Here is a 26603-nt window from a genome sequence, read left to right as displayed (position 1 = left end):
CGACTTCGAGGCCGATTATCCCGCTATGGTCGAGCCAGCCTATATCCTGTTCGAGGGGAATGGTTCGGGCGAGTTCGCCTTCGGATGCTGCACCGGACACATCTGGGAGGCGAGCAACACCGAAGCGACAAGCATCGACTTCTCCTGGGACGGCAGCGACGAAATGACCGAGGTAGCCGGAGATGGCTCGGCCCAACTCCAGTCGGACGGCTCCCTCCACGGCGAAATCTGCTACCGTTATGGCGACGAATATCCCTTCATCGCCCGAAAATGGACTTCTTCAACAGCCTGCTAGAGCGTTTTCACCTTCAGTGAAGACGCTCCAGTGTTTTCGATGCCGCATTTTCCAAGTCGTTGACCGTATACGGTCAACTTGAAAATGCTCTAGCGGAACGCGCGCGCCAGCACCCGCTGCTCGTCGGTCCGGTAGCGCCAGCCCTGCGGGACCTCGGCGGCCATGAGCCGTGTGATGAGCGCCTCGCCCCTGCCCTCCCCAAGCGCGATATTGGGGATCGGGAGCGGGTCATATTGGTCGAGATACAGGATCACCCCGTCATCGATCGCGATCCAGCCGTGCAGGTCGCGCCACGCATAGCTGCCAAAGCCCTCGCTGCCCGACACGATCAGCACCGTCTCGTTCCACTGCACGCGACGCCGTCCCGGACGCTTCCACTGGGCATAGGCCTGGGGCAGATGCCGCCAGGTCAGGCGGTAACGGGCGATCCCCACAAGGGCGATGATCGCGGCCAGCAGGATGCAGGCGGGAATCCCCAGCAGCAATGCGCCGGCACCCCATTGCAGACCGGCCATCAGCGATCCGGTCCGGGCCCCGCGCACAAGGCCGACCGACAGGGTTACAAAGGCGATAATGCCGGCATAGACCCGCCCCCGCTCCAGCGCGCTGGCGATCAGCCATTGCAGGATCGGCGGCTCCTCGGGCCGTCCGTCCGCCACTGCGACCTCGAGCGCGCGGCGATAATCGGCCACGGTGACGTCGAACGCGTCGCTTTCGCAGCGGTCGGTCGAAACACCAGGTATTTCGGCCCCGTCGGAAGCGACCGGCGGTTCGTCGTTCATCGCCCTGTCCCCGGCATCATCGCGAGGCGCGACTTAGCCGGGGTGGTGCGTGCGTGTCACCGATCATCGGACCGGCGGGTGTTACCCTCGACCCGCGCCGGGCGCGGCTGCGGTGCGGCGCGTGGCGGCGGAGGCGGTGCTGCCCGCGGCGGGGCCGGCGGCGGAGGTGATGCCCGGGGCGGCGGCGCCTGATAACGCGGGGGCGCCGGCTGCGCCGACGGGGCCGGGCGCACCGGCGGCTGGTAGCCGGGCCGCGGTGCTGGGTTCATCCCTCCGCGCGGTCGACCAAAGTCCGATCGCGGCACGCGCTCGGGTCCGCCTTCGCTGCCGCGCGGATCGAAACGCGGGCGGGGCGGACGCGGCATTCCGGGCTGCGGCACCGGACGCGGCGACACCGCGGGCGGCGGACCCGACGGATTGTCCGACGGCATCGGCGGCTGTGCGCCCGGCTGACCGGCGGGAAGCGCCGGGCGCGGAGCCGGACGCGGGCCACCCCAGCCCGGTCTTCCGGGACGATCAGGGCGGCCCGGACGATCGGGACGAACCCAGCCATCGGGCCGGCCCGGCTGCGCGGGACCGGCGCCAGGCCCGTCGGGGCGGTCGGGACGATCCGGCCTGTCAGGCCGACCGGGACGGTCCGGCCGGACCCAGCCGGGCGGGCGCACGCCGGTGTCGGCCGGCGGCAGCGCCGGGACCGTTCCCGGCTGCTGGCCATCGGGCGCTCGGGGCGGGATCGGCGGCCGACCGGGGCGGCCCGGCCGTCCCGGCGGGCGCGTAGGCCGGCCGGGGATGGTCGTACCCGGCGGTGGCGGGACGAAACGGCCCGGCGGGGGACCGCGCCAGCCGCCATGCCCCCAGCGCCGGAATCGATCCCAGATTTCGCCGCGGCGGATCCGTTCCTGCCGCCAGCGGTCACGATGGGCGATCGCCCGCGCGTTGCGCCGGAAGTTGCGCCATTGCGGGATCCGCTCGCGCCCATAGGACCAGTCGTCGTTCCACGCCCACAGGCTCGGGCTGAACAGGATCCAGTTGTTCACCTGAACGTCCTGCCATTCGTCTCGCCGTGCCATGTCACGCTTGAGTCGCCGCCCGCGTTCATAGCCGCGCGCGCCGTCGATCAGATAGGGCGCGGCGACGTCGCGCTCCAGCGCCTCGCCATCAGCCCCATAGACGACCGCGATCTGCCCCTCGATGAAGCCGAAGCTCATCTCCGGATCGCGGACCAGGAACGGCGCATCGGACCCGCTCTCGAAATAATAGCTGTGAGGGCCGTCGTCCCGCTGCTCGACCAGCAGCAGCGAGCCGTCCTCGAGCGTCCAGGCCCAGGGCGCACCGTCCGAGACATTGAAGGTCGCGTCGGGCGGCGACTCGCCGATCGCGTCGCTCATCGCCTCGGCACGGTCGATCCATTCATAGGTGTCGAAATTGGCAAGATCGGCCCATGACGGCGCCGCCTGGGGCGCGGGAATGCCGTAATCATAGCCATAGTCGATCGGCGTACATGCCGACAACGCCACCGCCGCCGTCATGGCGCCGAATGCGACGATCAGCCTCTTGCCTCTGCCCTGCACCATCGCCCTCGCCTCTCTCCTGCCCGCTTCACCACAGCTAGGGCCCACGCCGATGAACCGTGACTGAAGATCGATCAGTCGAAATCCTCTGCCCGTCGCCGCCCGGCCGAATTCGCGGACTTGCCCGAATGCCGCATCCCCGGGAAATCACGCAACTGGCGAACGGGGTTCGCCGTTCCTATCTCAAGTCTGGCATTCCATTCAGAACAAAGATAGAACTATCGGCATGGCACTCACCACCATTTCCGTCCGCGGCGCGCGCGAGCACAATCTCAAGGGAGTCGATATCGACATCCCGCGCGACACGCTGACGGTGATCACCGGCCTGTCGGGTTCCGGCAAGTCGTCGCTCGCGTTCGACACGATCTATGCCGAGGGGCAGCGCCGCTATGTCGAGTCGCTGTCGGCCTATGCGCGCCAGTTTCTCGAGCTGATGCAGAAGCCCGATGTCGATCATATCGAGGGCCTGTCCCCCGCGATCTCGATCGAGCAGAAGACGACCTCGCGCAATCCGCGCTCGACGGTCGCGACCGTGACCGAGATCTACGACTATATGCGCCTGCTCTGGGCGCGGGTCGGCATCCCCTATTCGCCGGCGACCGGCCTGCCGATTTCGGCGCAGACCGTCAGCCAGATGGTCGACCGCGTGCTTGCGCTGCCCGAGGGGACGCGGCTGCTGCTGCTGGCGCCGGTCGTGCGCGGCCGCAAGGGCGAGTATCGCAAGGAACTGGCCGAGTGGCAGAAGGCGGGCTTCCAGCGCGTCCGGGTCGATGGCGAAATGTACCTGATCGAGGAAGCGCCGGCACTCGACAAGAAATACAAGCACGACATCGAGGTCGTGGTCGATCGGCTCGTGGTCGGCGGCGATATCGCCACCCGCCTGGCCGAGAGCTTCGAGACCGCGCTGAAGCTGGCCGAGGGGCTGGCCTATGTCGATCTGGTCGATGGCACCGTCGCCGAGACGACCGGATCGAGCGTGCGCGAGGCTCGGCAGGAATTCCAGGTCGAAGGCGCCACCAGCCTGGGATCGATGAAGGGGACCGGGATTCCCGACAACCGCATCGTCTTTTCCGAGAAGTTCGCCTGCCCGGTCAGCGGCTTCACCATTTCCGAGATCGAGCCGCGGCTCTTCTCGTTCAACGCGCCGCAGGGCGCCTGCCCGGCCTGCGACGGCCTGGGCGAGAAACTGGTGTTCGACGAGGATCTGGTCGTCCCCAACCATGAGCTGACGATCAAGAAGGGTGCGATCGTTCCCTGGGCGAAGTCAAACCCGCCCAGCCCCTATTACATGCAGGTGCTCGGCAGCCTGGCGCGCGAATTCGGCTTCAGCCTGGAAACGCCGTGGAAGGACCTTCCCGGCGAGGTGAAGCTGATCCTCCTGCACGGGACCGGCGGCAAGCCGGTCACGCTGACCTTCGTCGACGGCAAGAAGAGCTATGACGTTCGCAAGCCGTTCGAAGGCGTCATCGGCAATCTCAACCGCCGCATGCTCCAGACCGAGAGCGCCTGGATGCGCGAGGAACTGAGCAAATATCAGGCTGCGCATCCCTGCGAGACCTGCCACGGTGCCCGGTTGAAGCCCGAGGCGCTGGCGGTGAAGGTCGCGGGCGAGGACATCAGCCACGCGACCCGCCTGTCGGTGGTCGATGCGCTGGAATGGTTCAAGGCGTTGCCGGCGCATCTGACAGACCAGCAGCGCGAGATCGCGCGCGCGATCCTGAAGGAAATCGACGAGCGGCTCGGCTTCCTCAACAATGTCGGGCTCGACTATCTCAATCTCAGCCGGACCAGCGGTACGCTGTCGGGCGGCGAGAGCCAGCGCATCCGCTTGGCCAGCCAGATCGGCAGCGGCCTGTCCGGTGTGCTCTACGTGCTCGACGAGCCGTCGATCGGGCTGCACCAGCGCGACAACGACATGCTGCTCGCCACGCTGCGGCGGCTGCGCGACCTGGGCAACACCGTGTTGGTGGTGGAGCATGACGAAGATGCGATCCGCACCGCCGATTATGTGATCGACATGGGACCGGGCGCCGGCGTTCATGGCGGCGAAGTGGTCGCGCAGGGTACGCTGGAGCAGGTTCTGGCGACCGAGGGCAGCGTCACCGCCGACTATCTGAACGGCACGCGCGAGGTTCCCCTGCCCGCCAAGCGTCGAAAGGGAACCGGCAAGAAGCTGACGGTCCACAATGCGACCGCCAACAACCTGACCGGCGTGACCGCCAGCATCCCTCTGGGCACCTTCACCTGCATCACCGGCGTGTCGGGATCGGGCAAGTCGAGCTTCACGATCGACACGCTCTATGCCGCCGCGGCGCGGGCGCTGAACGGCGCGCGCATGCTGGCGGGCAAGCATGACAAGATCACCGGGCTCGAGCATCTCGACAAGGTCATCGACATCGACCAGTCGCCGATCGGCCGCACCCCGCGGTCCAATCCGGCGACCTATACCGGCGCCTTCACCGCGATCCGCGACTGGTTCGCCGGACTGCCCGAGGCGCAGGCGCGCGGCTACAAGCCCGGCCGGTTCAGCTTCAACGTCAAGGGCGGCCGGTGCGAGGCGTGCCAGGGCGACGGCGTGCTGAAGATCGAGATGCACTTCCTGCCCGACGTCTATGTGACGTGCGACGTGTGTCACGGCGCGCGCTACAATCGCGAGACGCTGGAGGTGAAGTTCAAGGGCAAGAGCATCGCCGACGTGCTCGACACCACCGTCGAGGATGCGGTCGAGTTCTTCAAGGCGGTGCCGCCGATCCGCGACAAGATGGCGATGCTCGCCGAAGTCGGCCTGGGCTATGTCAAGGTCGGGCAGCAGGCGACGACGCTGTCGGGCGGCGAGGCGCAGCGGGTGAAGCTGGCCAAGGAGCTCGCCCGGCGAGCGACGGGCAACACGCTCTACATCCTCGACGAGCCCACGACCGGCCTGCATTTCGAGGATGTGCGCAAGCTGCTCGAGGTGCTCCATGCGCTGGTCGAACAGGGCAATACGGTGGTGGTGATCGAGCATAATCTCGACGTCATCAAGACCGCCGACTGGGTGCTCGACCTGGGACCCGAAGGCGGCGTCAAGGGCGGCGAGATCGTCGCCCAGGGGACGCCGGAGACGGTGGCGAAGGAACCGCGCAGCTATACCGGCACGTATCTCCGCCCGCTGCTGGAAAAGCGCAAGAGCGCGGTGCCTGTGCCCGGGGAAGCCGTCGCGGCCGAATAGTTGGCAATCTTCCCGGGGGCTGGCGTCCGGACGGAAAATCGTCCAGCCTGGCACCGGGGGGCTTTTGCCATGGGTCACGTCTTCTGGGTCGTCTTCACGATCATCGCGTTGCTGTTCCCGTTCGTCATGATGCCGCTGCTCTGGCGACGGATGAAGCGGGTGCGCAGCGAAGCCTATCGTCGCACCCTTCGCGACAAGCAGCACGAGGCTCCCTGGCAGGAAGCGATAGAGACTCGCGACGGCGTCGACCTGACGCGCGCCAGCAGCCTCAATGACGCGCTGATCGATCTTGGCGACCGAGGCCGCCACGCCCGCTGGCCCCTCGACAGCGCCTGACCCGGAACAGGGAAGGTCGCGGCCCGTTTTCAAGGCATATCCAACGACAATGGAGTGCCCCATGGCCACCCGCCAGAACTCGACCAAGCCGCGCACGGCCCCCCGCGCATCGACCGTCTCGAAGCGTGCCGCCGCGAAGCCGGCCCGTCGTCATCGTACCAGCCAGCTGATCGGAATTGCCTCTGTCGCAGCGGCGGCCGTCGCGATCGGCGCGGGCATCTTCGAGGTCGCCCGCCGCATGCTGGCGCCCGGCAACGCCGAGCATGACGCGCCCGACCTGGCGCTCGACCAGCCGCACCCCGGCCCGAATGATCGCGCGCCCGACGCCTTCCGCCCCGATCCGACGGCCGAAGTGCCCGAAAGCGAACGCGAAGGCCTGCGCCCCGCCACAGGTCCGGCGCCCAGCCTGGTGCGCGACGACGCGGCGGATCTCGACACGATCCACTGAGGGGGAAAGGGGCGTCACGCAACTATCCCAGCGCTCGCGCATTCCTCCGACATCCCTAGACAAGGCTCAGGAGAGAAAGATGCGTATCTTTACCCTAGGCGTGATTGCGGCCGCAGCGCTCGGCACCACTGCATGCTCTGATTATGACAATGGCCGCCCCGGCTACGCCGGACGTGGCTATTCCGGCTATGACTGGAACCGCCCCGATCCCAGCTATGGCGGCTATTATGCCGACCGCTATTACCGCGAGGACAATCGCCGGTACCGCGAGCGTCGGCTGAGCCGTAACGACCGCGTGTATCGCGGGCAGGACGGCCGCTATTATTGCCGACGCTCGGACGGCACCACCGGCCTGATCGTCGGCGGCGTTGCCGGCGGCCTGCTGGGTGCGGTGATCGCACCGGGCGGTTCGGAGACGCTGGGCGTGCTGCTGGGCGCAGCAGGCGGCGCAGCGCTGGGATCCTCGGTCGACCGCGGCGATGCACGCTGCCGTTAAGGCCGGCATGACCCAGACCAACGGATAATGGCTTTCGGGGCGTCGGTGATCCTAGATCTCCGGCGCCCCATTTTCGTGGCCGAACGATCAGGAGAGTCCAGATGACCACCCGCACCGCAACCGCGCGCTACACCGGCTTCGGCAAGGAAGGCCGCGGCGCCGTCACGACCCAGTCGGGCGTGCTGACCGACCAATATTATGGCTTCAACTCGCGTTTCGAGGACGAAAAGGGCACCAACCCGGAAGAACTCGTCGCGGCCGCCCATGCCGGCTGCTTCACGATGGCGCTCAGCTTCGCACTGGCACGGGCCGGGTTCAGCGAAGGCACGCTGGAGACGAAGGCTGCGGTCAAGCTGGAGCAGGACGGCGAGGGCGGCTTCACCATCACCCGCTCGGACCTCACGCTGAATGCCGAGATTCCGGGCATCTCGCAGGATCAGTTCGCTGAGCTCGCCAAGGGCGCAGAGAAGAACTGCCCGGTTTCCAAGCTGCTGAAAGCGGAAATCACGCTGGATTTCACCCTGCGGTGAGCCGACGCGGCTCGGCAGGGCCGGTCGCGTCCCCCCGCACTGCGGCTGCCCGGTCATCGTCATGACGCGCGGCCTGCTGCGGACAAGCAAAAGGGGCCGGCATTGCTGCCGGCCCCCGTGTCACCGGACTTCGGCATTCGAGTTCGAAAACCCTCGTGCCTGGTTTCGGCGGCTGCTCCGCCCGCGCCGGCAAGGGCATGCGGGTTTCGCGTCGGCCATCGCTTCGCATCTCTCTTCCACCGCGAGCGGCGGACGGGACATTCGTCTCGATGACCCGCTTCGACCTGTCGCCGGACGGCAACCTTCCGAAGCCTTGGTCGATGCGTTCCCGATCATCGATCCCTTGCGATCAACCCCTTTCGGGATCCTTCGCTTGGAAGCGTCGCATCCCTTTTCAGGGCGCTTCGCCAGCGTTCCAGATCGTCTCTCGACGGTCCCGAACATTCGATCGCCATCGGTGCATCCCGAACCGGCTTCACGTGGTTTCCAAAAGGCACCTACGATCCGTCGGCTCGTGTAAGCCTCTGGTTCTGCTTGGGTTTTCCGTTGCGGAACCGTCTTCCTACAGTCATGAAGCTGTCATGGATCGATGGCCGCTGGAAGCAATAAAGCGACGTCACGACCCTGTGGATAACGTGGATAACGGGGACAAGTCAGGGCCGGCCATCGCCCGGCGGCACCCAGCCCGGCGGTGCGAGTTCGAACCCGGAGAATTCGAATCCGGGAGTCACGGTGCAACTCACCAGTGCCCATCCCGACCGAGCCTCGGCCGATTGCCAGCGGCCCGCTGGCACCCGTCCCTGCGGATGCTGGCCGGCCGCGACATCGCCGCCGAGGGGCGTCCGGGCGATCGCTCCGTCATCCTGTTCGATACCGAGGTCGATCGGCGCGCCAGCATGCCAGAACCAGAGTTCGTCGGCATCGACCCGGTGCCAGTGCGAGCGCTGTCCCTGTTCCAGCAGGAACAGGATGGCGGTGCCGGCCGAGCGATGCCCCGGCGCAGCAGGTGCGCGCCAGGTTTCGCGATACCACCCGCCCTCGGGATGGGGGCTGAGATCCAGCGCGGCGATCAGGGCCGCAGCGTTATCGGACATCACTCCGGCGACGTGGCGCCGGATTTCGGCGATGCCGCCTTGCGGCTCGCAGGCTTGCGCGGGGTCGAGGACTTGGCGGCACCCGCCTTGGCCGCGCCGCCCTTGCTCTTGCCGGGCGCCTTTTCCGCTGCAGGCGTCGTACTGGCGGACTGTGGCGTCGCGACCGAGGTCTTGCGGGTGGACGAGGCCTTGCGGGTCGGCGCAGGCGCGGCGGCGGCCGTCGTCGGCACCTTGCGGGCGGCAGCCTTGCTGGGTGCGGCAGGCTTGCGCGCCGGTACGGGTTTCTGCGGCGGTACTTCGGTCACCGTGGCGGCAAGCTCGGTCGCATTCGCGGCGACCGTCGATGCCGCTTCGGCAACATCACTTGCGGCCTGGGTAGCCCGATCCTTCGCCTTGGCCGCCGCTTGGCGCACCTTGGGACTCGTGCTGACCTTGGCGGCCAGCGCGACCAGCCCGGCGGCGATCACATCGGCAACGAGCGGGTTCTTCGCGAGCTTGGCCAGCGTGCCGGCTTGGTCGCGGAGCGCCTTGGGCAGCTTGATACCGTTGAAATATTTGGTGGGCTTACCGTCTTTTTTAGCAGCCATGTCGTGCCTCCGCCAGTTCGTGACACCTGTGTCACGATAAGGACGCGCGACTGTCAATCTGGTTCCGCCCCCCACCTGCCGCGAGCCTCGCATAATGGCCGTGGAGCCGCTCGCCATTCGCCTGCCAGCTATAGGGCTCAACGACCCGGCGAACCTCGGATCGCGCTGGCGGCGCCGCGAGGATCGCCTCGATCGCGGCCGCGAATCCCGCAGGGGTCCGCTCGGCCAACCGTCCGGCAGCCGCCCCGCCCCGCAGCACCTGGCGGGCCCCGCCGATATCGGGGACGACGATCGGCGTGCCCGACGCGATCGCCTCGACCCAGGCATTGGCCAGTCCTTCGCGCTCGGACGCCAGCGCCATCACGTCCGCACCGGCCAGCAGCGCAGGAACTGCGTCCTGCGGCACCCCGCCCAGCAGCGTCACACGATCGCGCAGGTTCAGCCGGTCGATATGCGCCTGAAGCCGTTCGCGCTCCGGTCCCTGGCCCGCGATGCGCAACTGCACCCCCGGCAGCCGGGCGACCGCATCGATCACGATCGCATGGCCCTTCAGCGGGATCAGGGCACCCAGCGACACGACCAAGGGGCCGTCGATGCCGAGCCCCGCCTTTGCGGTCGCCCGGTCCCTGAGCGCGAAGCGCGCGAGGTCCACGCCGGTCGTGTTGGGCCGGATTCGCGACGCAGGCAGCCCGAGCGCCGCCATGTCGTCGCGCAGCGCCTCCGACACCGCGATCATGCCCGCCGCCCTGTTGCCCGCATCGAGCATCTGGCGGGCGATGCCGGGTACCCGTCCCCAGTGATGGATGTCGGATCCGCGCGCGGTGATCGAAAAGGGAAGGCCCAGCGCGCTGGCAATTCGTGCGGCGGCGGGCCCGTCCGGATAGAAGAATTCGGCGGCGATCAGGTCGAACGGTCGCTCCGCATGGAGACGGCGGGCAAGCGGTAGCACCGCGTCCGCCAGCATTCGGGCATGGAACCGGCCGCCCGTGCCGGGCAGGTTGAGGAACCGCGGCCGATAGACGTCCAGCCCCTTCCACCGCTCGCGATGCGGCAGCGAGCCCCCGACGCGATACCGCCCCAGCCGCGAGAGCGGCCAGGGCGGCATTCCCACCGGAGCGACAACCCGGACATCGAGATCGTCACGCTTTGCGAGCGACAGCGTCTGCCGCTCCACGAAGATGCCGAATTCGGGCCGGGTCTCGTTCGGAAAGAGCGTCGAAAGAGTGAGCAGGCGGAGCATGCCCCCTCCCTTATACAAGGGAGGTTAACATGCTCCGCCGGGCCCTTTTAACGGCAGCGGCGACGCGAACCGCCGCGATCGATCTCGCGACCGGCAAGGCCGCCCGCGACCGCGCCAAGCACCGTGCCGGCGGTACGGTCACCGCGGGTGTCGATCGTGCGGCCGACCAGCGCGCCGCCGACTGCGCCGACGACCAGGCCGGTGGTGCCGTCCGACTTGCGACAGTAACGGCGGCCGTCGCGGCCGCGCCACTCGCGATAGCGATGACGGCGGCGCTGGTCATAGGCATTGGTGCTGGTGTCGCCGAAGATCGAGGCGCCGGGCTCGGCGAAGCTGGCGGCGTAGGTGGCCAGCGAGGTGCCGATTTCGGTCTTCGCGACGGGTTCGGCCATCGCGGCCGGGGCGGCAACAGTCAGCGCGCCAAGCGCAATCAGAAGGGTACGCATCAAGATTTCTCCACTGAACGGGACCGGTTTCGGCCATTCGAGGGAGTAACGCAGGTCGTATCGGATGAGTTTCAATCTTGCGGTCATGTGAACAGCATGTTCACAAGGGATACAAGGCTCCGATAATCCAGCGTTTTTCGGCACGCAGCACGCCCCACGCCCGCGCCGCGGCCCTGCTGTCCATGATTTCCAGTCCGATGTTCCGTGCCCCAAGTGCGGTGACCAGAGGCCGGGGCGGGTGCACCAGCGCGGAACCAGTGCCCAAAACGATGAATTCGGGGGCGGGATCGAGTGCAAGAACGGACACGAGATCGTCTTCCGACAACTGCTCGATCGGCGGCGGCGTCCAGCCATCGGCGCGCAGCGGACTGATCAGCAGCCCGTGATAGACTCCGCCATCAACCTTGAAGCCGCCCGCCGAAAAGCCGGAGATGACCGGCCCCTCGACGGCGCTTCGCAGCATTTCCATCGGTCAGCGTCCGGCCCGCGGCGTCATCCGTTCCGCTTTTTCCTTGGCGGCGGCGGCCTCGGCGCGGTCCTCGCGCACACCGGGTTTCAGGCCCAAGGTGATCAGCAGCGACGACGAGACATAGACCGAGGAGTAGGTGCCGACGACGATGCCCAGCATCATGGCCGCGGTGAAGCCCTGGAGCACATGGCCGCCCCAGATCAGCAGCGCGCCCAGCGCCAGCATGATCGTCACCGAGGTCATCACGGTACGCGGTAGCGTCTCGTTGACCGACTGGTCGATCAGCTCGCGCATGCCCATCCTGCGGTACTTGCGCATATTCTCGCGGATACGATCGTCGATGACCATCTTGTCGTTGATCGAATAGCCGATGATCGTCAGCACCGCGGCGACGATGTTCAGGTCGAACACCATCTGGGTCAGCGCGAAGAAGCCGAGCGTCATCACCACGTCGTGGACGATCGCCACCGCGGTTGAGACGCCGAACTGCCATTCGTAGCGCAGCCACGAGAAGATCGCGATGCCGATGATGGCGAGCAGCACCGCCAGCCCGCCGCGCCAGACCAGCTCGTCGGATACCTTGCCCGACACGGTAGAGTAGTTGCTGAATTGCGCATCGCGGAATTTCGCCTCCAGCGCGCCCTTCACCTGCTCGACCATCTTGTCGACCGCATCCGGGGCGGTCGACTCAGGCAGTGGCAGTCGGATGGTGACGTTGTTCGGCCCGCCCAGCTGCTGCAGCGTCGCCTCGCCCAGGCCCAGCGCGTTGACGGTAGAGCGGACCTCGTCGAGCGGCGGCGGCGAGGTGAATTTCTCCTCGATCGACACGCCGCCGGCAAAGTCGACGCCCATGTTCAGGCCGCGGGTCACGACCAAGGCAATTGCCGCGATCGTGAGAACCAGGGTGATCGCAAAGGCGATGTGGCGAACCCGGACGAACCCGATATTGGTGTTGTCCGGAACGATCTTGAGGAGCCGCATGAGTCTCGCGTCCCGTTAAATATTGATGGTGGTGGGCCGATTGCGGCGCACCCAGGTCGAGGTCAGCAGGCGGGTGAACACCACGGCGGTGAACACCGACGTCGCGATACCGATCAGCAGCACGACCGCGAAGCCCTTCACCGGGCCGGAGCCCAGCGCGAACATGATGAACCCCGCAATCGCGTGAGTCACGTTCGCCTCGAAGATCGTGCGGCTGGCTTCCTTGTAGCCCAGTTCGATCGCCTGGGTCACCACGCGCCCGCGCCGTCGTTCTTCGCGGATGCGTTCGTTGATCAGCACGTTCGCGTCGACCGCGGTACCGATCGTCAGCACAAAGCCGGCGATGCCCGGCAGCGTCAGCGTCGCGGTCAGAAGACCCATGACGCCGACGATGATCAGCACGTTGAAGACGACGGCCAGCGTCGCATAGATGCCAAAGCGGCCATAGGTCAGGATCATGAAGCTGATCACCGCGACGATCGCGATGATCGAGGCGGTCACGCCCGCGTTGATGGAGTCCTGGCCCAGTTCGGGGCTGACGGTGCTTTCCTGGACGACCTTCAGCGCGACCGGCAGCTTGCCCGAGCGCAGCGCGATCGCCAGCCGGGTTGCGCTGTCGCTGGTGAAGCTGCCCGAGATACGCGCCGAACCGCCGAGAATCGGTTCGTTGAACGAAGGTGCCGAGATCACCTTGTTGTCGACGATGATCGCGAAGCGCTTGCCGACATTCTGGGTCGACAAGGTTGCGAACCGCTTGGTGCCGGCCCCGTTGAACTGGATGCTCACGCCCGGCGCGTTGGTGCGCTGGTCGAAGTCGAGCGCAGCATTGACCAGCTGGTCGCCGCTCAGCGAGACCGGCGAATAGACGGCGATGCGGCCGCCACCCTCTTCATAGGGCAGGATCTGAGTGCCGACCGGCACCGCACCCGGCGCCATGGCGTTGACGGACTCGTTCACCAGCTTGAATTCAAGCTTGGCGGTCTGGCCGATGAGTTCCTTGAGCTGGGTCGGATTTTCAAGGCCTGGAACCTGGACGACGATCCGGTTCGAGCCTTCACGGATGATCGTCGGTTCGCGCGTACCCAGCGCGTTGATGCGGGTTTCGACCACCTCGCGGGCGTCGCCCATCGCGGTGTTGATCGCCTCGTCCAGCCCGGCCTTGGTCGGGGTCAGGACGAAGGTGTTCGAATTGACGACCTCGATGTCCCACACGCGCTGGCCGGTCATGCCGGCGCCGCTGCCGGTGATCGGCAGCAGGCGCTCGCGCACCGCGTCGACCTTGCCGGCATCGCGGACCATGAAGCTCAGCTTGCCGTCGACAATGGCGATGTCGCCGATCGCGATTCGCGGATCGCGCAGCATCTCGGCGCGCACCTGTTCGCGCATCTGCTCCAGCCGGGCCTCGGCCACCTGGCTCGTGTCGGCCTCGAGCAGCAGATAGCTGCCGCCGGCAAGGTCGAGGCCCAGGTTAATCGTCGGCTTGGGCAGCCACGCCGGCAGCTGGTTCAGCACGGTCTTGGGCATGAAGCTCGGCACGGCGAGCAGGCTGAACAGCACGATCGGCAGGATCGTGGCCCATACCTTCCAGCGGGGAAAGTACAGCATCAGTCGTTCGCGGGCTTGGCGCCGCCGGCGGTCTGGACCTCGGCGAGTGTTGCCTTGACCGCGCGGACCTTCACATTTGGCGCGAGTTCGATCTCGACGGTCGTCTCATCGACCTTCGTAATCTTGCCCATCAGGCCGCCTGCGGTGACGACCGAGTCGCCTTTCTTCACCGCCGCCACTGCGTTCTGCAGCGCCTTCACCCGCTTCTGCTGAGGGCGGATGAGCAGGAAGTAGAAGGCGACGAACAGCAGCACCATCGGTGCGAACTGGATCAGCCCCATGGCGCTGGCGCCTTGCGTTGCGGTCTGGGCGTAGGCTGGCGAGATGAACATGGGGTCCCTGAATGCCTTGGATTGAAGCGGATCGATCCGCATTTCTTCAAGCGCGGCGCGCTATCATGCGGGGGGAAGGCGTGCAACTCTTGTAAGGAAAGCGCACTCACCCATGGCCCCCGGCGACACCTCGCCGGCCGAGGCGATTTTCACCGTTGCATCGCCCGCCGCTAGGGCCTAGACGCCCCAACCTCGGTCGGGGCGTAGCGCAGCCTGGTAGCGCATCACACTGGGGGTGTGGGGGTCGCAGGTTCGAATCCTGTCGCCCCGACCAAGTTTCTGGAATGAGCGTGAGGGCGGATCGCCCCGCCCTCCTGCTTCAAAGTCCGATACGCCTTGGCACGCGGCACAGCGCGCCGGTTTGCCGAGATGCCTTTCAGGTGCATGACGCTGCGCTCGGCAGCCTGCCACAATCCCAGATCGCGACGCGCGCCCATCCTTCAATTACAGCAGAACGGCCGGAGCAGGGATCGCCTGCTCCGGCCGTTCCTGATCATCAGACAGGTCAGTTGGCGGGCGTCGCCGCCGGCTGAGCCGTCGGGGTTTGCCATCCGCCGCCGAGCGCCAGGAACAAGGTCACCGTCGCGTCGGAGAACTGACCCTCCGCCTGTGCCAGCAGCGATTCGGATCCGGCCAGCGAACGCTCGGCGTCGAGCACGATCTGGAAGTCCTCGGCACCCGCCTGATAGCGCAGGCGGGCGATCCGCGCCGCCTCGCGGCCGGCGTCGCGCGCGCGGCGCAGCGTCGCGACGCGCTGGCCGATTGCGACATATTGGGTCAGCGCCGTCTCGGTCTCGCGCAGCGCGGTGAGCCAGGTCCCGTCGAAGGTTGCCAGCGCACCATCGGCCTGCGCCTCGGCCTGACGGATGCGTGCACGGGCGGCGGCAATGTTCGGGAAGCTCCACGACACCAGCGGCCCCAGGCTGAAGCGCAGGCTGTCGCCGCTGAACAGATTGCCGACCGACGTCGCCGTCGTGCCGATCCCCGCGCCGAACGAGATGTTCGGATAGAGATCCGCCGTCGCCACGCCGACCCGCGCGGTTGCGGCCGCAAGGCGACGCTCGGCCGCGCGGATGTCCGGCCGCCGGGCGAGCAGCGAGCTGCCGCTGCCAATCGGGATCGCACTGCGCGCCACCGGCGGCGTGGTGCATGCCTCAACCTCGGCGGGATATTCGGCTGGCGGACGCCCGGTCAGGGTCGCGAGCCGGAACAGCGCCGACTTGCGCTGTGCCTCCAGCACCGGGACATCGGCGCGGGTCTGTTCGAGCAGCGACGACGCCTGGCTGGTGTCCAGCGCGGTCCCGCGCCCTCCCTCGACGCGGCGGCGGGTCAGGTCGAACGTCTCTTCCTGAACGCGCAACGTATCGCGCGCCACGCCCAGCTGACGGCCGGACGTGCAGGCATCGGCATAGGCGCGGATCGTTTCCGCGACCACCGTCACCCGGGTCAGGTCATAGGTCGCCTGAACCGCCTCGAGGTCGGCGCGGCTGGCCTGGATCGTGCGCGAGATCTTGCCGAACAGGTCGAACTGATAGCTCGCGTCGATCCCCACATCATAGGTTTCGAGCCGGGGCCCGGCACCGGTCACGCCGAAGGGGGCGAGTGTCGCTCCCGACTGCTGCGAATAGGTGTAGTTGCCGGATATGTTGGTTGACGGCAGCCGCGCGGTGCGCGCCTCGCTGAGCGAGGCCCGCGCCTCCCGCAGGTTCGCGGCGGCAACGCGCAGGTCGGTATTCGCCGCCAGCGCATCGGCGACGAGCCGGTCGAGGACCGGCGCGTCGAGCAGCGTCCACCAGTCGGCCGGCGGCTCGGCCGGGACGAACGAGGGGGACGTGCCGCTGGCTAAATCCTGCTGGGCAGGCGCCTTGGGCGCGGGCGAAACATAGTTCGGACCGACCATGCACCCCGACAGCGCGGCGCAGGACAGCAATAGGGTGATGCTGCGCTTCATCATGCGTCTCCCACGATCGGCTGGGCCGGATCGGCAGCGGGCGGTGGGCTGGTCACCTTCTTCTTGCGCCGCCATCCGCCGAGCTTGCGCATCAGCACATAGAAGATGGGCGTGAAGATCAGGCCGAACACGGTCACGCCGATCATGCCGAACGTCACCGCGGTGCCGAGCGACTGGCGCATCTCCTGGCCGGGACCCGTGGCGATGGCCAGCGGGATCACGCCGAAGATGAACGCGAACGACGTCATCAGGATCGGACGCAGGCGCGACCGGGCGGCGTGGATGGCCGCGTCGTACAGGTCCCTGCCCTCATCCTCGCCCTGCTTGGCGAACTCGACGATCAGAATCGCGTTCTTCGCCGCCAGCGCGATCAACACGACCAGCCCGACCTGAGTGAGGATGTTGTTGTCCATCCCCCTCAAGGTCACCCCGACCAGCGCCGCAAGGATACACATGGGCACGATCAGGATGACCGCCATCGGCAAGGTCAGCGCCTCATATTGCGCCGCCAGCACCAGGAACACGAACACCACCGCCAGCACGAAGATCAGTGCCGAGCTGCTGCCCGCTTCCTTCTGCTGATAGGCCAGGCCCGTCCACTCGTAGCTATACCCCTGGGGCAGGACCTTCGTTGCCATCGCCTCCATCGTCGCCAGCGCATCGCCCGACGAGACGCCCGGCCCGGCCTCACCCTGGAGTTCCACCGCAGGCAGCAGGTTGTACCGCACCACGCGCTGCGGCCCGCTGTCGCGGATGAAGGTGGCCACCGAGGACAGCGGCACCATCTCGCCGCTGCGCGAGCGGACCTGAAGCCGGCCGATATCGGCGACGTCGTCGCGCTTGTCGGGCTCGGCCTGCGCGGTCACGCGGAAGGTGCGGCCGAACAGGTTGAAGTCGTTGACATAGGTCGAGCCAATATAGGTGCCGATCGCATCGAACACCTGGCCCGGATCGACGCCGACCAGCTGGGCACGGTCGCGGTCGACCTCGGCGCGGATGCGCGGGGTTCCGGTATTGAACAGCGAGAAGACCTGCGAGACCTTCTTCTCCCCCATCGCCGCGCCCATCATCTGGCCCGTCACGCCTTCCAGCGCGCGATAGCCGGCATTGGCGCTGCGATCCTGGATCATCATCACGAAGCCGCTGCCGTTGCCGAGGCCCTGCACCGCGGGCGGCGCGATCATGAAGATGTTGGCGCCGTCGATCTGGCCGAGTGCGCCGGTCAGCTTGCCGGCCAGCGCCTGCGCCGAATTTTCGGAACCGCGCTCTGACCAGTCGCTCAACTTCAGGAACATCACTGCCGAGTTGGACGCCTGGCTGAAGCTTGCTCCGTCCAGGCCCGCAAACGCGACGCCGTCGATGACCCCTTCCGTCTTGCTGGCGATCCCATAGGCGCGGTTGAGCACTGCCTCGGTGCGATCGAGCGACGCGCCCGGCGGCAACTGGATGACGCCGATCAGGAAGCCCTGATCCTGTTCGGGGATGAAGCCGGTCGGCGTGGCGGTCAGCCGCCAGCCGGTCAGTGCCAGAAGCCCGGCGTAGATCAGCATCATGATCAGGCCCATCCGGATCACCCGGCCGGTGAACCGGCCATAGCGGTCCGACAGCCAGTCGAAACCCTGGTTGAACTTCTGCGCGCCGACGCGAACCGGCCGCAGGAAGCGCGGACCGTGATCGACGCCGTGATCCTTGTGCGGCTTCAGCAGCAGCGCTGCCATTGCAGGCGACAGCGTCAGCGACACGATCAGCGAGATTGCCGAGGCAGCCGCGATCGTCACGGCGAACTGGCGATAGAAGATGCCCGGAATGCCCCCGACCATTGCGGTCGGAATGAACACCGACACCAGCACCAGGCCGATCGCGATCAGCGCGCCCGACACTTCCTTCATCGTCCGGTGCGCGGCCTCACGCGGGCTGAGCCCGTCGCGAATATGTTTCTCGACCGCCTCGACCACGACGATCGCGTCGTCGACGACGATGCCCACCGCGAGCACCAGTGCGAACAGCGACAGCGAGTTGATCGAGAATCCGAGCGCATACTGGACGGCGAAGGTACCGACGAGTGCGATCGGGATCGCCACGATCGGGATGATCGCCGCGCGCCAGGTCTGGAGGAAGACCAGCACGACGATGACGACCAGCACGATCGCCTCGATCAGCGAATGCTCCACCGCCTCGACCGAAGACGCGACATATTCGGTGGGGTTGTACGGGATGGTGTATTTCAGACCGGCCGGGAAATCCTTCGACAGGGTCTTCATCTCGTCGAGCACCAGCTGCGCGGCGCTCAGCGAGTTTGCACCCGGCTGCTGGATCACCGCCAGCGCGATGCCGCGCTGGCCGTTGAACGACCCGCGGATCGAATAGTCCTGACTGCCCAGCTCGATACGAGCGACATCGCGCAGCTTGGTGATCGAGCCGGTGGCGGGATCGCTCTTCAGCGTGATGTCGCCGAACTGCTCGACCGACTTGAGGCGGCCCTGCACATCGACCGGCATCTCGAACGACGGGTTGCGATCGCCCGCTGGCGACTGGCCGAGCGCACCGCCCGCCGTCTGGACATTCTGCGCGCGCAATGCGGCGATGATCTCGGTCGAGGTCAGGTTGCGCGTGGCCGCCTTGTCCGGGTCGATCCAGACGCGCATCGAATAATTGCCGCCGCCGAACACCTGCACGCCGCCCACGCCTTCAAGGCGCAGCAGCCGGTCGCGGATCGAGGTGTTGGCGTAGTTGCCGATATAGTCGACATCGAGGCTCTTGTCGGGCGACGTCAGCGCCACGATCATCAGGAAGCCCGATTCCTGCTTGTTCACCGTGACGCCGACCTGGCGCACCTGCTCGGGCAGGCGCGGCTCGGCGAGCGCGACGCGGTTCTGGACCAGCACCTGTGCCGCATCGAGGTCGGTGCCGGGCTTGAACGTCACCGTCACCTGTGCCGAACCCTGGCTCGCGGACGAGCTGAGGTACAGCATGTTCTCGACGCCGTTGATCTCCTGCTCCAGCGGCGCGGCCACCGTCTCGGCGACGGTTTCGGCCGAGGCGCCGGCATAGGCGGCCTGGATCACTATCGTCGGCGGGGCGATCTCGGGATATTGCGACAGCGGAAGCAGCGGGTAGCAGAACGCGCCGATCAGCGTGATGAACACCGAGATCACGGCCGCGAAGATCGGCCGCTCGATGAAGAAGCTGGATATGTTCACTGATCGCTCCTCAGCGGCCCGCCGGCTGCGCCGTCGATGCGGGCAGCGCATTCGACGACGGGGGTGCCGCCGCCGGGGCGGCCTGCTGCTCGATCTTGCCCGGCTGCGGCTGGACCTTCTGGCCAGGACGCGCGCGCTGGATGCCGCCGATGATCACCTGATCGCCGGCCGCAATTCCCGATCGGATCACGCGCAGTCCGCCGATCGTCGGACCGGTCTGGACCGGTCGCGCCGCGACCGTGCCGTCCTTGCCGACGACATAGACAAGCTGGCGCGCGGCGTCCGCGACGATCGCAGTGTCGGGAACCAGCAGCGCCGGATAGGGTCGCGACCCTTCGAGACGGAGGTTGCCGGACATGCCGGGCTTCAGGAAGCCGCTGGCATTGGGCACGATCGCGCGGGCGCGGATCGTGCCCGCCTGGGCGTTCACCGCATTGTCGATAAAGTCGAGCGTGCCCGAATGGGAATAGTCATTCTCGTCTGACAGCTTGATCCGCACCGGCGTGCCGGTCTGGGTGCCGGCATCCTGGCGCTGGTATTTCAGCAGCAGCGCTTCCGATCCCTGGAACACGAAGTGCAGCGGGCTGACCGAAACGACGGTGGTCAGCACCGTCTGGTCGGCGGCAACCGAATTGCCGGGATCGACCATCCGCTCGGAGATGCGGCCGCTGATCGGCGCGGTCACGCGGGTGAAGCCGACATCGAGCTGGCGCGCGCGGACGACCGCCTGAGCCGCGGCGACCTGCGCCTGGCCCGAACGCAGCGCAGCGCGGCGCGATTCGACCTCCTCGGTGCTCGCTGCGCGCGACGCGGCGAGCGTTTCGGAGCGGGCGAGTTCGGTGCGGGCATTGACCAACGTCGCCTGGGCCTGGGCCAGCTGTCCCTGTGCCTGGGCCAGCGCAGCCTGTGCCTGGCGCGCGTCGATCGTGAACAGCAACTGGCCCTTGCGAACCATCTGGCCATCGCGGAAATGCGAGGCAACGACGTAACCGGAAGCGCGCGGACGCACCTCGACGGTTTCGATCGCCTCGAACCGGCCGACATAGTCGTCCCAGTCGACGACATTCTGCTGCAATGGCGTCGCGACCGTCACCGGCGGTGCCGGCGGAGGCTGCTGCGCCGAGTCGGCGCCGCCGCCGCACGAGGCAAGCGCCAGCGAAGCGGCCAACGCCGCAGCAACGGCGAACGAATGATAACCCTTTGAATACATGCAGATCCGTCCCTGGTACGATGCCGCCGGCTACCCCTCCCGAGAGTCGCCAGGCCGGTATTGTCCGTCCTTGACTTCGATGGGTGGCTAAGCCCGGCGGCGACGCTTGTCAACGAGTGTAGACTTTTTTGTCAACGGCCGTTGACAAAATCGCTATAAAGCGTAGCAATCGCGACCATGTTGCCACCCAATGCCGGCGCACCTCGGCTCCGCAATGCAGCCGCGACCCGAGAAGCGATCCTCGTCTCAGCCTGTCGTCACTTCGCTCGTGAAAGTTACGAAAAGGTCGGCGTGCGTGAGATCGCCCGCGATGCCGGCGTCGATCCGGCATTGGTCAGCCGCTACTTCGGCAGCAAGGAGCAGCTGTTCCGGCAGACGATGGTCTGCGAAGATCCGATGAACTTCGACGGCCTCGCTCGTGAAGACTTGCCCGAACATCTGGCGACGATGCTTTTGTCGGAAGATGCGTGCGAAGGTCCCGGCGAACGGCTCGACTGGGTCATGATCATGCTGCGCTCCGCCGCCTCGCCCGCGACGATCGAACTGGTGCGCGAGGCGATGCAGGAAAATCTGCTGGATCCGCTCAGCGATGCGCTGGGCGGCGATGACGATGCCAAGATTCGCGCCGGCATGGCCTTCGCGATCATGCTGGGCGCCGACGTCCTCAGCACCGTTTTCGAAGGGAGCCCGAAGCCGCCCGGGCTGGACGAGCAGCTCCATGGCCGATTGACGCGCCTGTTCACGGCGGCGATGCTCGATTGAGCCTGTATCCGGGTCGCCCCCTCCGCAGATCATGTTTGCGCCTGGTTTCGACCGGTTGACGTCCGGGGGGCTTGGCAAGCGTGCAGCCCCCTCCCCATATCGCCCCCATGAGCGGCAAAGACACTGCGTGGCACGGCACGACCATTCTCTCCGTGCGCAAATCGGGCAAAGTCGTGATCATCGGGGACGGGCAGGTTTCGGCCGGCAACACCGTGATGAAACCCAATGCCCGCAAGGTTCGCCCCCTGGGCGACGGCAAGGTGATCGCCGGTTTCGCCGGTGCGACCGCCGACGCCTTCACCCTGTTCGAACGGCTCGAGGCCAAGCTGGAGCGCCATAGCGGCCAGCTGCTGCGCGCCGCGGTCGAGCTGGCCAAGGACTGGCGCACCGACAAATATCTTCGCAATCTCGAAGCGATGCTGATCGTCGCCGACAGGGAAGTGACTCTGGTCGTGACCGGCAATGGCGACGTGCTCGAGCCCGAGGGCGGCGTCGCCGCGATCGGATCGGGCGGCAATTTCGCCCTCGCCGCCGCGCGGGCGCTTGTCGACTATGAACAGGATCCCGAGAAGATCGCCCGCCAGGCGATGAAGATTGCCGGCGAACTGTGCGTCTACACCAACGATCGCCTCACGATCGAAATCCTCGACAGCGTCTCCTGACGCCAAACGAAGTGACCCAATGAAAGACTCCCTGACTCCCAAGACCATCGTCGCTGCGCTCGACGCGCACATCATCGGCCAGAAGGACGCGAAGCGGGCGGTGTCGGTCGCGCTGCGCAACCGCTGGCGCCGCCAGCAGCTCGCCCCCGACCTGCGCGACGAGGTCACCCCGAAGAACATCCTGATGATCGGGCCCACCGGCTGCGGCAAGACCGAGATCAGCCGCCGCCTGGCCAAGCTGGCCGATGCGCCCTTCGTCAAGGTCGAAGCGACCAAGTTCACCGAGGTGGGCTATGTCGGTCGCGACGTCGAGCAGATCGCTCGCGACCTGGTCGAGGAAGCGATCCGGCTGGAGAAGGAACGCCGCCGCGTCGCGGTGAAGGACAAGGCCGAGGAAGCCGCGATGCAGCGGCTGCTCGACGCGCTGACCGGCAAGGATTCCAGCACCGCCACCCGCGAGGCGTTCCGCCAGCGCTTCAAGGACGGCATGCTCGACACCACCGAGATCGAGATCGAGGTCGAACAGGCGCCGTCGATGCCGTTCGACATTCCCGGCGGTGCGCCGCAGATGATCAACCTGTCCGAGATGATGGGCAAGGCATTCGGCGGCCAGCAGCTCAAGCGGCGCAAGCTGAGCGTCCCCGCCGCCTGGGAAAAGCTGGTCGAGGAAGAGGCCGACAAGAGGCTCGACCAGGACGAGGTCAGCCGCACCGCGCTCGCCGATGCCGAGGCCAACGGGATCGTCTTCCTCGACGAGATCGACAAGATCGCGGTCAGCGACGTGCGCGGTGGCTCGGTCAGTCGCGAGGGCGTCCAGCGCGACCTGCTGCCGCTGATCGAGGGAACCACGGTCGCGACCAAATACGGACCGATGAAGACCGATCACATCCTCTTCATCGCCTCGGGCGCCTTCCATGTGGCGAAACCGTCGGACCTGCTGCCCGAGCTTCAGGGCCGGCTGCCGATCCGGGTCGAGCTGAAGGCACTGACCGAGGAGGATTTCGTCGCGATCCTGTCCGACACCAAGGCCAGCCTGGTCGCGCAATATGCCGCCCTGCTGGGCACCGAGGGCGTGCAGATCGACTTTACCGAGGACGGCATCCGCGCGGTGGCGCGGATCGCGGCCGAGGTGAATGCCGAGATCGAGAATATCGGCGCGCGCCGGCTGCAGACGGTGATGGAAAAGCTGCTCGAGGACGTCAGCTTCGACGCCGAGGACCGCAAGGGCGAGACGCTGGTGATCGATGCCGCCTATGTCGATGGCCAGTTGGCGAGCGTGGCGCGCAACACCGACCTCAGCCGCTACGTCCTCTAACCTGCTGCCGTGATCAGATCCTCCCTCGCACAGCGGGGGAGGATTTGGCAGGTTGCTCCCGTGCGAATCGCACGGGAGTTCCACCATGAAAACGTTGCTCGCCGCCCTTTTCCTGTCCGCATCGGCGGTCGCCACGGCGGGAGCCCAGACCTCTGCGCCTGCGACGCTGCCGCAACCCCCGGTCGCCGCAAAGAAGCCGCATGAGGTGAAGACGCCGTTCGGCGCCGTGCGCCAGGACGAATATTACTGGCTGCGCGACGATACCCGCAAGAATCCCGAGATGCTCGCCTATCTCACTGCCGAGAATGCCTATGCGGATCGCATGTTGGCACCGGCCAGGCCGCTGGCGGAGACTCTGTACCGCGAGACGATCGGCCGCATCAAACAGGATGACAGCACGGTGCCGAGCCGCACGCGGGGCTATCTCTATTACGCCCGCTTCGACACCGGGGCCAACTATACGATCCTGGCGCGCAAGGCTGATAGCGGCGGTACCGAGGAAATTCTGCTCGACCAGCCGAAAATGGCCGAGGGCAAGGGCTTCTTCCAGATCGGCGACTGGGAAGTCAGCATGGACAATCGCTACCTGGCCTATGCCGAGGACACGGTCGGCCGTCGCCAGTACACGCTGCGGATCAAGGATCTGAAGACGGGCGCGCTGCTGCCCGACACCATCGGCAACATGGACGGCGGAGCGGTATGGTCGGCCGATGGCCGGACGCTCTTCTATGTCGACAAGGATCCGGTCACGCTGTTGTCGAAGCGGATCAAGGCACATGTGATCGGCACGCCGGCGAGCAGCGACCGCGTCGTCTATGAAGAGAAGGACGACAGCTTCTATATCGGCGTCGGCCGCACCAGCGACGACAAGTTCATCTGCATCGTGATGGAATCGACCGTCAGCAACGAGGCGCGCTGCGCCCCCGCCGCGGATCCGACCCGGTTCACGCTGCTTGCGCCGCGCGAGCGCGAGTTCAAATATTCGGCGGACCATGTCGGCAACCGCTGGATCATTCGCACCAACTGGAATGCGAAGAATTACAAGCTGATGTCGGTCGGCGACGGCAATGCCGCCAGGGGCCGGGCGGCGTGGAAGGACCTCGTGCCGCACAGCGACACGGTCTTCATCGAGAATTTCCAGCCCTTCACCGGTTTCCTCGCGATCGAGGAGCGTGCGGGCGGAAACAAGCGGGTGCGTATCCTGACCGACGCCGGCAAGTCGAGCCCGGTTCAGGCGGACGAACCCGCCTATGCGATGAGCCTGTCGGGCAACAGCGAAGTGGACACACCCTGGGTCCGCTACACCTATGACTCGCTGGTCACGCCCACGACGACCTACGAGACAAATGTGAAGACCGGCGAGCGCCGGACGCTGAAGGTTCAGCCCGTCCCCGGCTACGACCCGTCCAGATATGTGACCGAGCGTGTCTGGGCGACCGCGCGCGACGGGACGCGCATCCCGGTCAGCCTCGTCTACGCAAAAGGCTTTCGGAAAGACGGCAGCGCCGCGCTGTTCCAGCAGGCCTATGGCAGCTATGGTTCGTCCACAGACCCCCGCTTCTCGCCGGTGAACCCGAGCCTGCTCGACCGGGGCATGGTCTATGCCATCGCCCATATCCGCGGCGGTCAGGAGATGGGCCGCGGCTGGTATGACGACGGCCATCTGCTCAACAAGAAGAACAGCTTCACCGACTTCATCGACGTGACCCGGTATCTGGTCGACCAGGGCTATGCCAGGAAGGGCCGGGTGGCGGCGATGGGGGGCAGCGCTGGCGGACTGCTGATGGGCGCCGTGGCGAACATGGCGCCGCAGGATTATGGCGTGATCGTCGCCCAGGTGCCGTTCGTCGACGTGGTCACCACGATGCTCGACGCGTCGATTCCGCTGACCACCAATGAATATGACGAATGGGGCAACCCCGCGGACAAGCGCTATTACGACTATATGCTGTCCTACTCGCCGTACGACAATGTGACGGCGCAGGCCTATCCGGCGCTCTATGTCGGCACCGGCCTGTGGGACAGCCAGGTGCAATATTACGAACCCGCCAAATGGGTCGCGCGTCTGCGCGCGAGGAAGACCGGCAACAACCCGCTCGTCTTCCGCGTCAACATGGAGGCCGGCCATGGCGGCAAGTCCGGCCGGTTCGAACGCTATCGCCAGCAATCGGAGTGGATGGCGTTCGCCCTCACGACGCTAAAGGTCGACTGAATCCGGGCAGGTCAGTCGGGGCGGCTGGCAGGTGGCCGCCCCGACCCGCCCCGTCAGTCCTTCGCCTTGCGATAGGGCGTGAAGCTGCCCAATTGGCAATAAGCGCCCGGGATCGAGGTGCCCGGCTGCAGCGAGCGGAACCGGTCGTTGCGGCACAGATTGCCGCCATAGACTTCGCTGATGATCGTGTCGTTGCGGTCCAGCGTGGGGCATGCGGCCGGCAGCCGGTTGACATAGACCGTGCCCATATCGGTGTAGACCAGGGTCTGCTTGTCGATGATTTGCGGCCCACCGGCACGGTTGATCGGGATGCAGTCCTGCGGTTTCCCGGCGACACGCCCCTCGGTCGCCTTCGCCAGGTCTCGGTCGGCCTCGGCCGCCTGCGACCGTTGCGACTCGGCGCTGGCGGTGCAGCCGGCCAGCGCGACGGCAAGGATAAGAACCTGTTTCATGGGCGCGAGTACGGCACGAAGTCGCCGAGCGCGCAAGAGCCGGTGAACATGTTGGTCGACCGGGATCGGGTCTCGATGATGTCACCGCTGCAATATTGACCCGTGGTCAGCCGCGCGACGATCATGTCGTCATTCGACACCCGGCAGCCGCCGCGCGCATCGTTGGTCCACATCCGACTCCGGGACTGAACGAACAGCCCCTTGCCGTCATAGAATTTCACTTCCTGAATTCCCGTGAGCGGCACGCAGGTGCGCGACTTGCCCGGTGTCAGGCCGTCCAGTCGCTTGGCCAAGTCGGCACGCTCGCTCGCCAGCCGGTCCTGGGGCGTGGCGGCACCGACGGAAACGGCCGCCGAGAGCAGCATCAGGGGTATCGCATAACCAATCATCCGCAGCACTCCCGTGCCCCTCAAGGGGAT

The 26603-nt window shown here is 66.5% G+C and carries 25 protein-coding genes and 1 tRNA gene; 11 read left to right on the top strand and 15 right to left on the bottom strand.

Annotated elements, in window-relative coordinates; all coding sequences use genetic code 11:
* Positions 1-295 (top strand): hypothetical protein (locus tag TPR58_RS18890; protein ID WP_346248299.1); only part of this gene is annotated, 295 nt, incomplete at its 5' end.
* An 89-nt stretch (positions 296-384) separates the two neighbouring features.
* Here the strand turns inward: TPR58_RS18890 and TPR58_RS18885 are convergent.
* Both TPR58_RS18885 and TPR58_RS18880 read right to left on the bottom strand, forming a co-directional pair.
* Positions 385-1077: a YcxB family protein gene (locus tag TPR58_RS18885; protein ID WP_346248298.1), complete on the bottom strand. Its 693-nt coding sequence runs from the start codon at positions 1075-1077 to the stop codon at positions 385-387.
* Between the two features lie 56 nt (positions 1078-1133).
* Entirely contained in the window at positions 1134-2651 is a 1518-nt protein-coding gene (locus TPR58_RS18880; protein WP_346248297.1) for a hypothetical protein, read from the bottom strand.
* 223 nt (positions 2652-2874) lie between these two features.
* On the opposite strand from TPR58_RS18880, the gene uvrA reads away from it, so the two are divergent.
* The 5 genes from uvrA (at position 2875) to TPR58_RS18855 (ending at position 7666) form a co-directional block, all read left to right on the top strand.
* Positions 2875-5856 carry an excinuclease ABC subunit UvrA gene (gene uvrA, locus TPR58_RS18875; RefSeq protein WP_346248296.1) on the top strand — a complete coding sequence of 994 codons (2982 nt, stop codon included), beginning with the start codon at positions 2875-2877 and terminating at the stop codon, positions 5854-5856.
* Positions 5857-5925: 69 nt separating this feature from the next.
* Positions 5926-6192 carry a hypothetical protein gene (locus tag TPR58_RS18870; protein ID WP_346248295.1) on the top strand — a complete coding sequence of 89 codons (267 nt, stop codon included), beginning with the start codon at positions 5926-5928 and terminating at the stop codon, positions 6190-6192.
* A gap of 61 nt (positions 6193-6253) precedes the next feature.
* On the top strand, positions 6254-6640 hold the full coding sequence (locus tag TPR58_RS18865) for a hypothetical protein (RefSeq protein ID WP_346248294.1): 387 nt from the start codon (positions 6254-6256) through the stop codon (positions 6638-6640).
* Between the two features lie 79 nt (positions 6641-6719).
* Positions 6720-7136, top strand: coding sequence for a hypothetical protein (locus TPR58_RS18860; RefSeq protein WP_346248293.1), 417 nt, complete (start codon positions 6720-6722; stop codon positions 7134-7136).
* A gap of 101 nt (positions 7137-7237) precedes the next feature.
* Positions 7238-7666 carry an OsmC family protein gene (locus TPR58_RS18855; protein ID WP_346248292.1) on the top strand — a complete coding sequence of 143 codons (429 nt, stop codon included), beginning with the start codon at positions 7238-7240 and terminating at the stop codon, positions 7664-7666.
* Between the two features lie 653 nt (positions 7667-8319).
* Here the strand turns inward: TPR58_RS18855 and TPR58_RS18850 are convergent.
* From TPR58_RS18850 to yajC, 8 genes are all read right to left on the bottom strand, one after another.
* The gene (locus tag TPR58_RS18850) at positions 8320-8760 is read right to left on the bottom strand and encodes a cupin domain-containing protein (protein WP_346248291.1); all 441 of its coding nucleotides are present in this window, start codon (positions 8758-8760) and stop codon (positions 8320-8322) included.
* Positions 8760-9347, bottom strand: coding sequence for a hypothetical protein (locus TPR58_RS18845; protein WP_346248290.1), 588 nt, complete (start codon positions 9345-9347; stop codon positions 8760-8762). Before TPR58_RS18845 ends, TPR58_RS18850 begins: the two co-directional genes overlap by 1 nt.
* A gap of 31 nt (positions 9348-9378) precedes the next feature.
* Positions 9379-10587 carry a glycosyltransferase gene (locus TPR58_RS18840; protein ID WP_346248289.1) on the bottom strand — a complete coding sequence of 403 codons (1209 nt, stop codon included), beginning with the start codon at positions 10585-10587 and terminating at the stop codon, positions 9379-9381.
* Between the two features lie 47 nt (positions 10588-10634).
* Entirely contained in the window at positions 10635-11033 is a 399-nt protein-coding gene (locus TPR58_RS18835) for a glycine zipper 2TM domain-containing protein (RefSeq protein ID WP_346248288.1), read from the bottom strand.
* A 100-nt stretch (positions 11034-11133) separates the two neighbouring features.
* Positions 11134-11502, bottom strand: coding sequence for an MTH938/NDUFAF3 family protein (locus TPR58_RS18830; protein ID WP_346248287.1), 369 nt, complete (start codon positions 11500-11502; stop codon positions 11134-11136).
* A gap of 3 nt (positions 11503-11505) precedes the next feature.
* Entirely contained in the window at positions 11506-12483 is a 978-nt protein-coding gene (gene secF, locus TPR58_RS18825) for a protein translocase subunit SecF (protein ID WP_346248286.1), read from the bottom strand.
* 15 nt (positions 12484-12498) lie between these two features.
* On the bottom strand, positions 12499-14088 hold the full coding sequence (gene secD / locus TPR58_RS18820; RefSeq protein ID WP_346248285.1) for a protein translocase subunit SecD: 1590 nt from the start codon (positions 14086-14088) through the stop codon (positions 12499-12501).
* Entirely contained in the window at positions 14088-14420 is a 333-nt protein-coding gene (yajC, locus tag TPR58_RS18815) for a preprotein translocase subunit YajC (protein ID WP_346248303.1), read from the bottom strand. The genes secD and yajC overlap by 1 nt, the downstream gene beginning before the upstream one ends.
* A gap of 197 nt (positions 14421-14617) precedes the next feature.
* Between yajC and TPR58_RS18810 the strand changes: the two genes are divergently transcribed.
* Positions 14618-14694 (top strand) — tRNA-Pro (locus TPR58_RS18810).
* A 231-nt stretch (positions 14695-14925) separates the two neighbouring features.
* On the opposite strand, the gene TPR58_RS18805 is transcribed toward TPR58_RS18810, so the two are convergent.
* The 3 genes from TPR58_RS18805 to TPR58_RS18795 are packed head-to-tail and all read right to left on the bottom strand — an operon-like array spanning position 14926 to position 20781.
* Positions 14926-16371 (bottom strand): efflux transporter outer membrane subunit, encoded by a 1446-nt coding sequence (locus tag TPR58_RS18805; protein WP_346248284.1) that lies wholly within the window; start codon positions 16369-16371, stop codon positions 14926-14928.
* Complete coding sequence (locus TPR58_RS18800) at positions 16371-19571, bottom strand: efflux RND transporter permease subunit (protein WP_346248283.1); 3201 nt, start codon at positions 19569-19571, stop codon at positions 16371-16373. Before TPR58_RS18800 ends, TPR58_RS18805 begins: the two co-directional genes overlap by 1 nt.
* 10 nt (positions 19572-19581) lie before the next feature.
* Complete coding sequence (locus TPR58_RS18795; RefSeq protein ID WP_346248282.1) at positions 19582-20781, bottom strand: efflux RND transporter periplasmic adaptor subunit; 1200 nt, start codon at positions 20779-20781, stop codon at positions 19582-19584.
* Between the two features lie 177 nt (positions 20782-20958).
* Between TPR58_RS18795 and TPR58_RS18790 the strand changes: the two genes are divergently transcribed.
* The 4 genes from TPR58_RS18790 to TPR58_RS18775 all read left to right on the top strand — a co-directional run bounded on the left by TPR58_RS18790 (position 20959) and on the right by TPR58_RS18775 (position 25732).
* Positions 20959-21543: a TetR/AcrR family transcriptional regulator gene (locus tag TPR58_RS18790; protein WP_346248281.1), complete on the top strand. Its 585-nt coding sequence runs from the start codon at positions 20959-20961 to the stop codon at positions 21541-21543.
* A gap of 107 nt (positions 21544-21650) precedes the next feature.
* Positions 21651-22205 carry an ATP-dependent protease subunit HslV gene (gene hslV / locus TPR58_RS18785; protein ID WP_346248280.1) on the top strand — a complete coding sequence of 185 codons (555 nt, stop codon included), beginning with the start codon at positions 21651-21653 and terminating at the stop codon, positions 22203-22205.
* A 19-nt stretch (positions 22206-22224) separates the two neighbouring features.
* Complete coding sequence (hslU, locus tag TPR58_RS18780) at positions 22225-23520, top strand: ATP-dependent protease ATPase subunit HslU (RefSeq protein ID WP_346248279.1); 1296 nt, start codon at positions 22225-22227, stop codon at positions 23518-23520.
* A gap of 85 nt (positions 23521-23605) precedes the next feature.
* Positions 23606-25732 (top strand): S9 family peptidase, encoded by a 2127-nt coding sequence (locus tag TPR58_RS18775; RefSeq protein ID WP_346248278.1) that lies wholly within the window; start codon positions 23606-23608, stop codon positions 25730-25732.
* Between the two features lie 53 nt (positions 25733-25785).
* On the opposite strand, the gene TPR58_RS18770 is transcribed toward TPR58_RS18775, so the two are convergent.
* Together TPR58_RS18770 and TPR58_RS18765 are read right to left on the bottom strand one after the other, a co-directional pair.
* A complete protein-coding gene (locus TPR58_RS18770) occupies positions 25786-26184 on the bottom strand; it encodes a hypothetical protein (protein WP_346248277.1) in 399 nt (132 codons plus the stop codon).
* The gene (locus TPR58_RS18765) at positions 26181-26573 is read right to left on the bottom strand and encodes a hypothetical protein (RefSeq protein ID WP_346248276.1); all 393 of its coding nucleotides are present in this window, start codon (positions 26571-26573) and stop codon (positions 26181-26183) included. Before TPR58_RS18765 ends, TPR58_RS18770 begins: the two co-directional genes overlap by 4 nt.
* Between the last annotated feature and the right edge of the window lie 30 nt (positions 26574-26603).

Origin of the sequence: Sphingomonas rustica, assembly GCF_039652585.1 — a bacterium.
In the GTDB taxonomy this organism is placed as follows: Bacteria; Pseudomonadota; Alphaproteobacteria; order Sphingomonadales; family Sphingomonadaceae; genus Sphingomonas; species Sphingomonas rustica.
This window is presented reverse-complemented; position numbering and strand designations above follow the sequence as displayed.

What these genes read in the sequence shown, in the direction of transcription:
- TPR58_RS18885 (WP_346248298.1), bottom strand. Translation starts at nt 1,077, where the DNA reads ATGAACGACGAACCGCCGGTCGCTTCCGACGGGGCCGAAATACCTGGT.
- TPR58_RS18880 (WP_346248297.1), bottom strand. Translation starts at nt 2,651, where the DNA reads ATGGTGCAGGGCAGAGGCAAGAGGCTGATCGTCGCATTCGGCGCCATG.
- uvrA (WP_346248296.1), top strand. Translation starts at nt 2,875, where the DNA reads ATGGCACTCACCACCATTTCCGTCCGCGGCGCGCGCGAGCACAATCTC.
- TPR58_RS18870 (WP_346248295.1), top strand. Translation starts at nt 5,926, where the DNA reads ATGGGTCACGTCTTCTGGGTCGTCTTCACGATCATCGCGTTGCTGTTC.
- TPR58_RS18865 (WP_346248294.1), top strand. Translation starts at nt 6,254, where the DNA reads ATGGCCACCCGCCAGAACTCGACCAAGCCGCGCACGGCCCCCCGCGCA.
- TPR58_RS18860 (WP_346248293.1), top strand. Translation starts at nt 6,720, where the DNA reads ATGCGTATCTTTACCCTAGGCGTGATTGCGGCCGCAGCGCTCGGCACC.
- TPR58_RS18855 (WP_346248292.1), top strand. Translation starts at nt 7,238, where the DNA reads ATGACCACCCGCACCGCAACCGCGCGCTACACCGGCTTCGGCAAGGAA.
- TPR58_RS18850 (WP_346248291.1), bottom strand. Translation starts at nt 8,760, where the DNA reads ATGTCCGATAACGCTGCGGCCCTGATCGCCGCGCTGGATCTCAGCCCC.
- TPR58_RS18845 (WP_346248290.1), bottom strand. Translation starts at nt 9,347, where the DNA reads ATGGCTGCTAAAAAAGACGGTAAGCCCACCAAATATTTCAACGGTATC.
- TPR58_RS18840 (WP_346248289.1), bottom strand. Translation starts at nt 10,587, where the DNA reads ATGCTCCGCCTGCTCACTCTTTCGACGCTCTTTCCGAACGAGACCCGG.
- TPR58_RS18835 (WP_346248288.1), bottom strand. Translation starts at nt 11,033, where the DNA reads ATGCGTACCCTTCTGATTGCGCTTGGCGCGCTGACTGTTGCCGCCCCG.
- TPR58_RS18830 (WP_346248287.1), bottom strand. Translation starts at nt 11,502, where the DNA reads ATGGAAATGCTGCGAAGCGCCGTCGAGGGGCCGGTCATCTCCGGCTTT.
- secF (WP_346248286.1), bottom strand. Translation starts at nt 12,483, where the DNA reads ATGCGGCTCCTCAAGATCGTTCCGGACAACACCAATATCGGGTTCGTC.
- secD (WP_346248285.1), bottom strand. Translation starts at nt 14,088, where the DNA reads ATGCTGTACTTTCCCCGCTGGAAGGTATGGGCCACGATCCTGCCGATC.
- yajC (WP_346248303.1), bottom strand. Translation starts at nt 14,420, where the DNA reads ATGTTCATCTCGCCAGCCTACGCCCAGACCGCAACGCAAGGCGCCAGC.
- TPR58_RS18805 (WP_346248284.1), bottom strand. Translation starts at nt 16,371, where the DNA reads ATGAAGCGCAGCATCACCCTATTGCTGTCCTGCGCCGCGCTGTCGGGG.
- TPR58_RS18795 (WP_346248282.1), bottom strand. Translation starts at nt 20,781, where the DNA reads ATGTATTCAAAGGGTTATCATTCGTTCGCCGTTGCTGCGGCGTTGGCC.
- TPR58_RS18790 (WP_346248281.1), top strand. Translation starts at nt 20,959, where the DNA reads ATGTTGCCACCCAATGCCGGCGCACCTCGGCTCCGCAATGCAGCCGCG.
- hslV (WP_346248280.1), top strand. Translation starts at nt 21,651, where the DNA reads ATGAGCGGCAAAGACACTGCGTGGCACGGCACGACCATTCTCTCCGTG.
- hslU (WP_346248279.1), top strand. Translation starts at nt 22,225, where the DNA reads ATGAAAGACTCCCTGACTCCCAAGACCATCGTCGCTGCGCTCGACGCG.
- TPR58_RS18775 (WP_346248278.1), top strand. Translation starts at nt 23,606, where the DNA reads ATGAAAACGTTGCTCGCCGCCCTTTTCCTGTCCGCATCGGCGGTCGCC.
- TPR58_RS18770 (WP_346248277.1), bottom strand. Translation starts at nt 26,184, where the DNA reads ATGAAACAGGTTCTTATCCTTGCCGTCGCGCTGGCCGGCTGCACCGCC.
- TPR58_RS18765 (WP_346248276.1), bottom strand. Translation starts at nt 26,573, where the DNA reads ATGATTGGTTATGCGATACCCCTGATGCTGCTCTCGGCGGCCGTTTCC.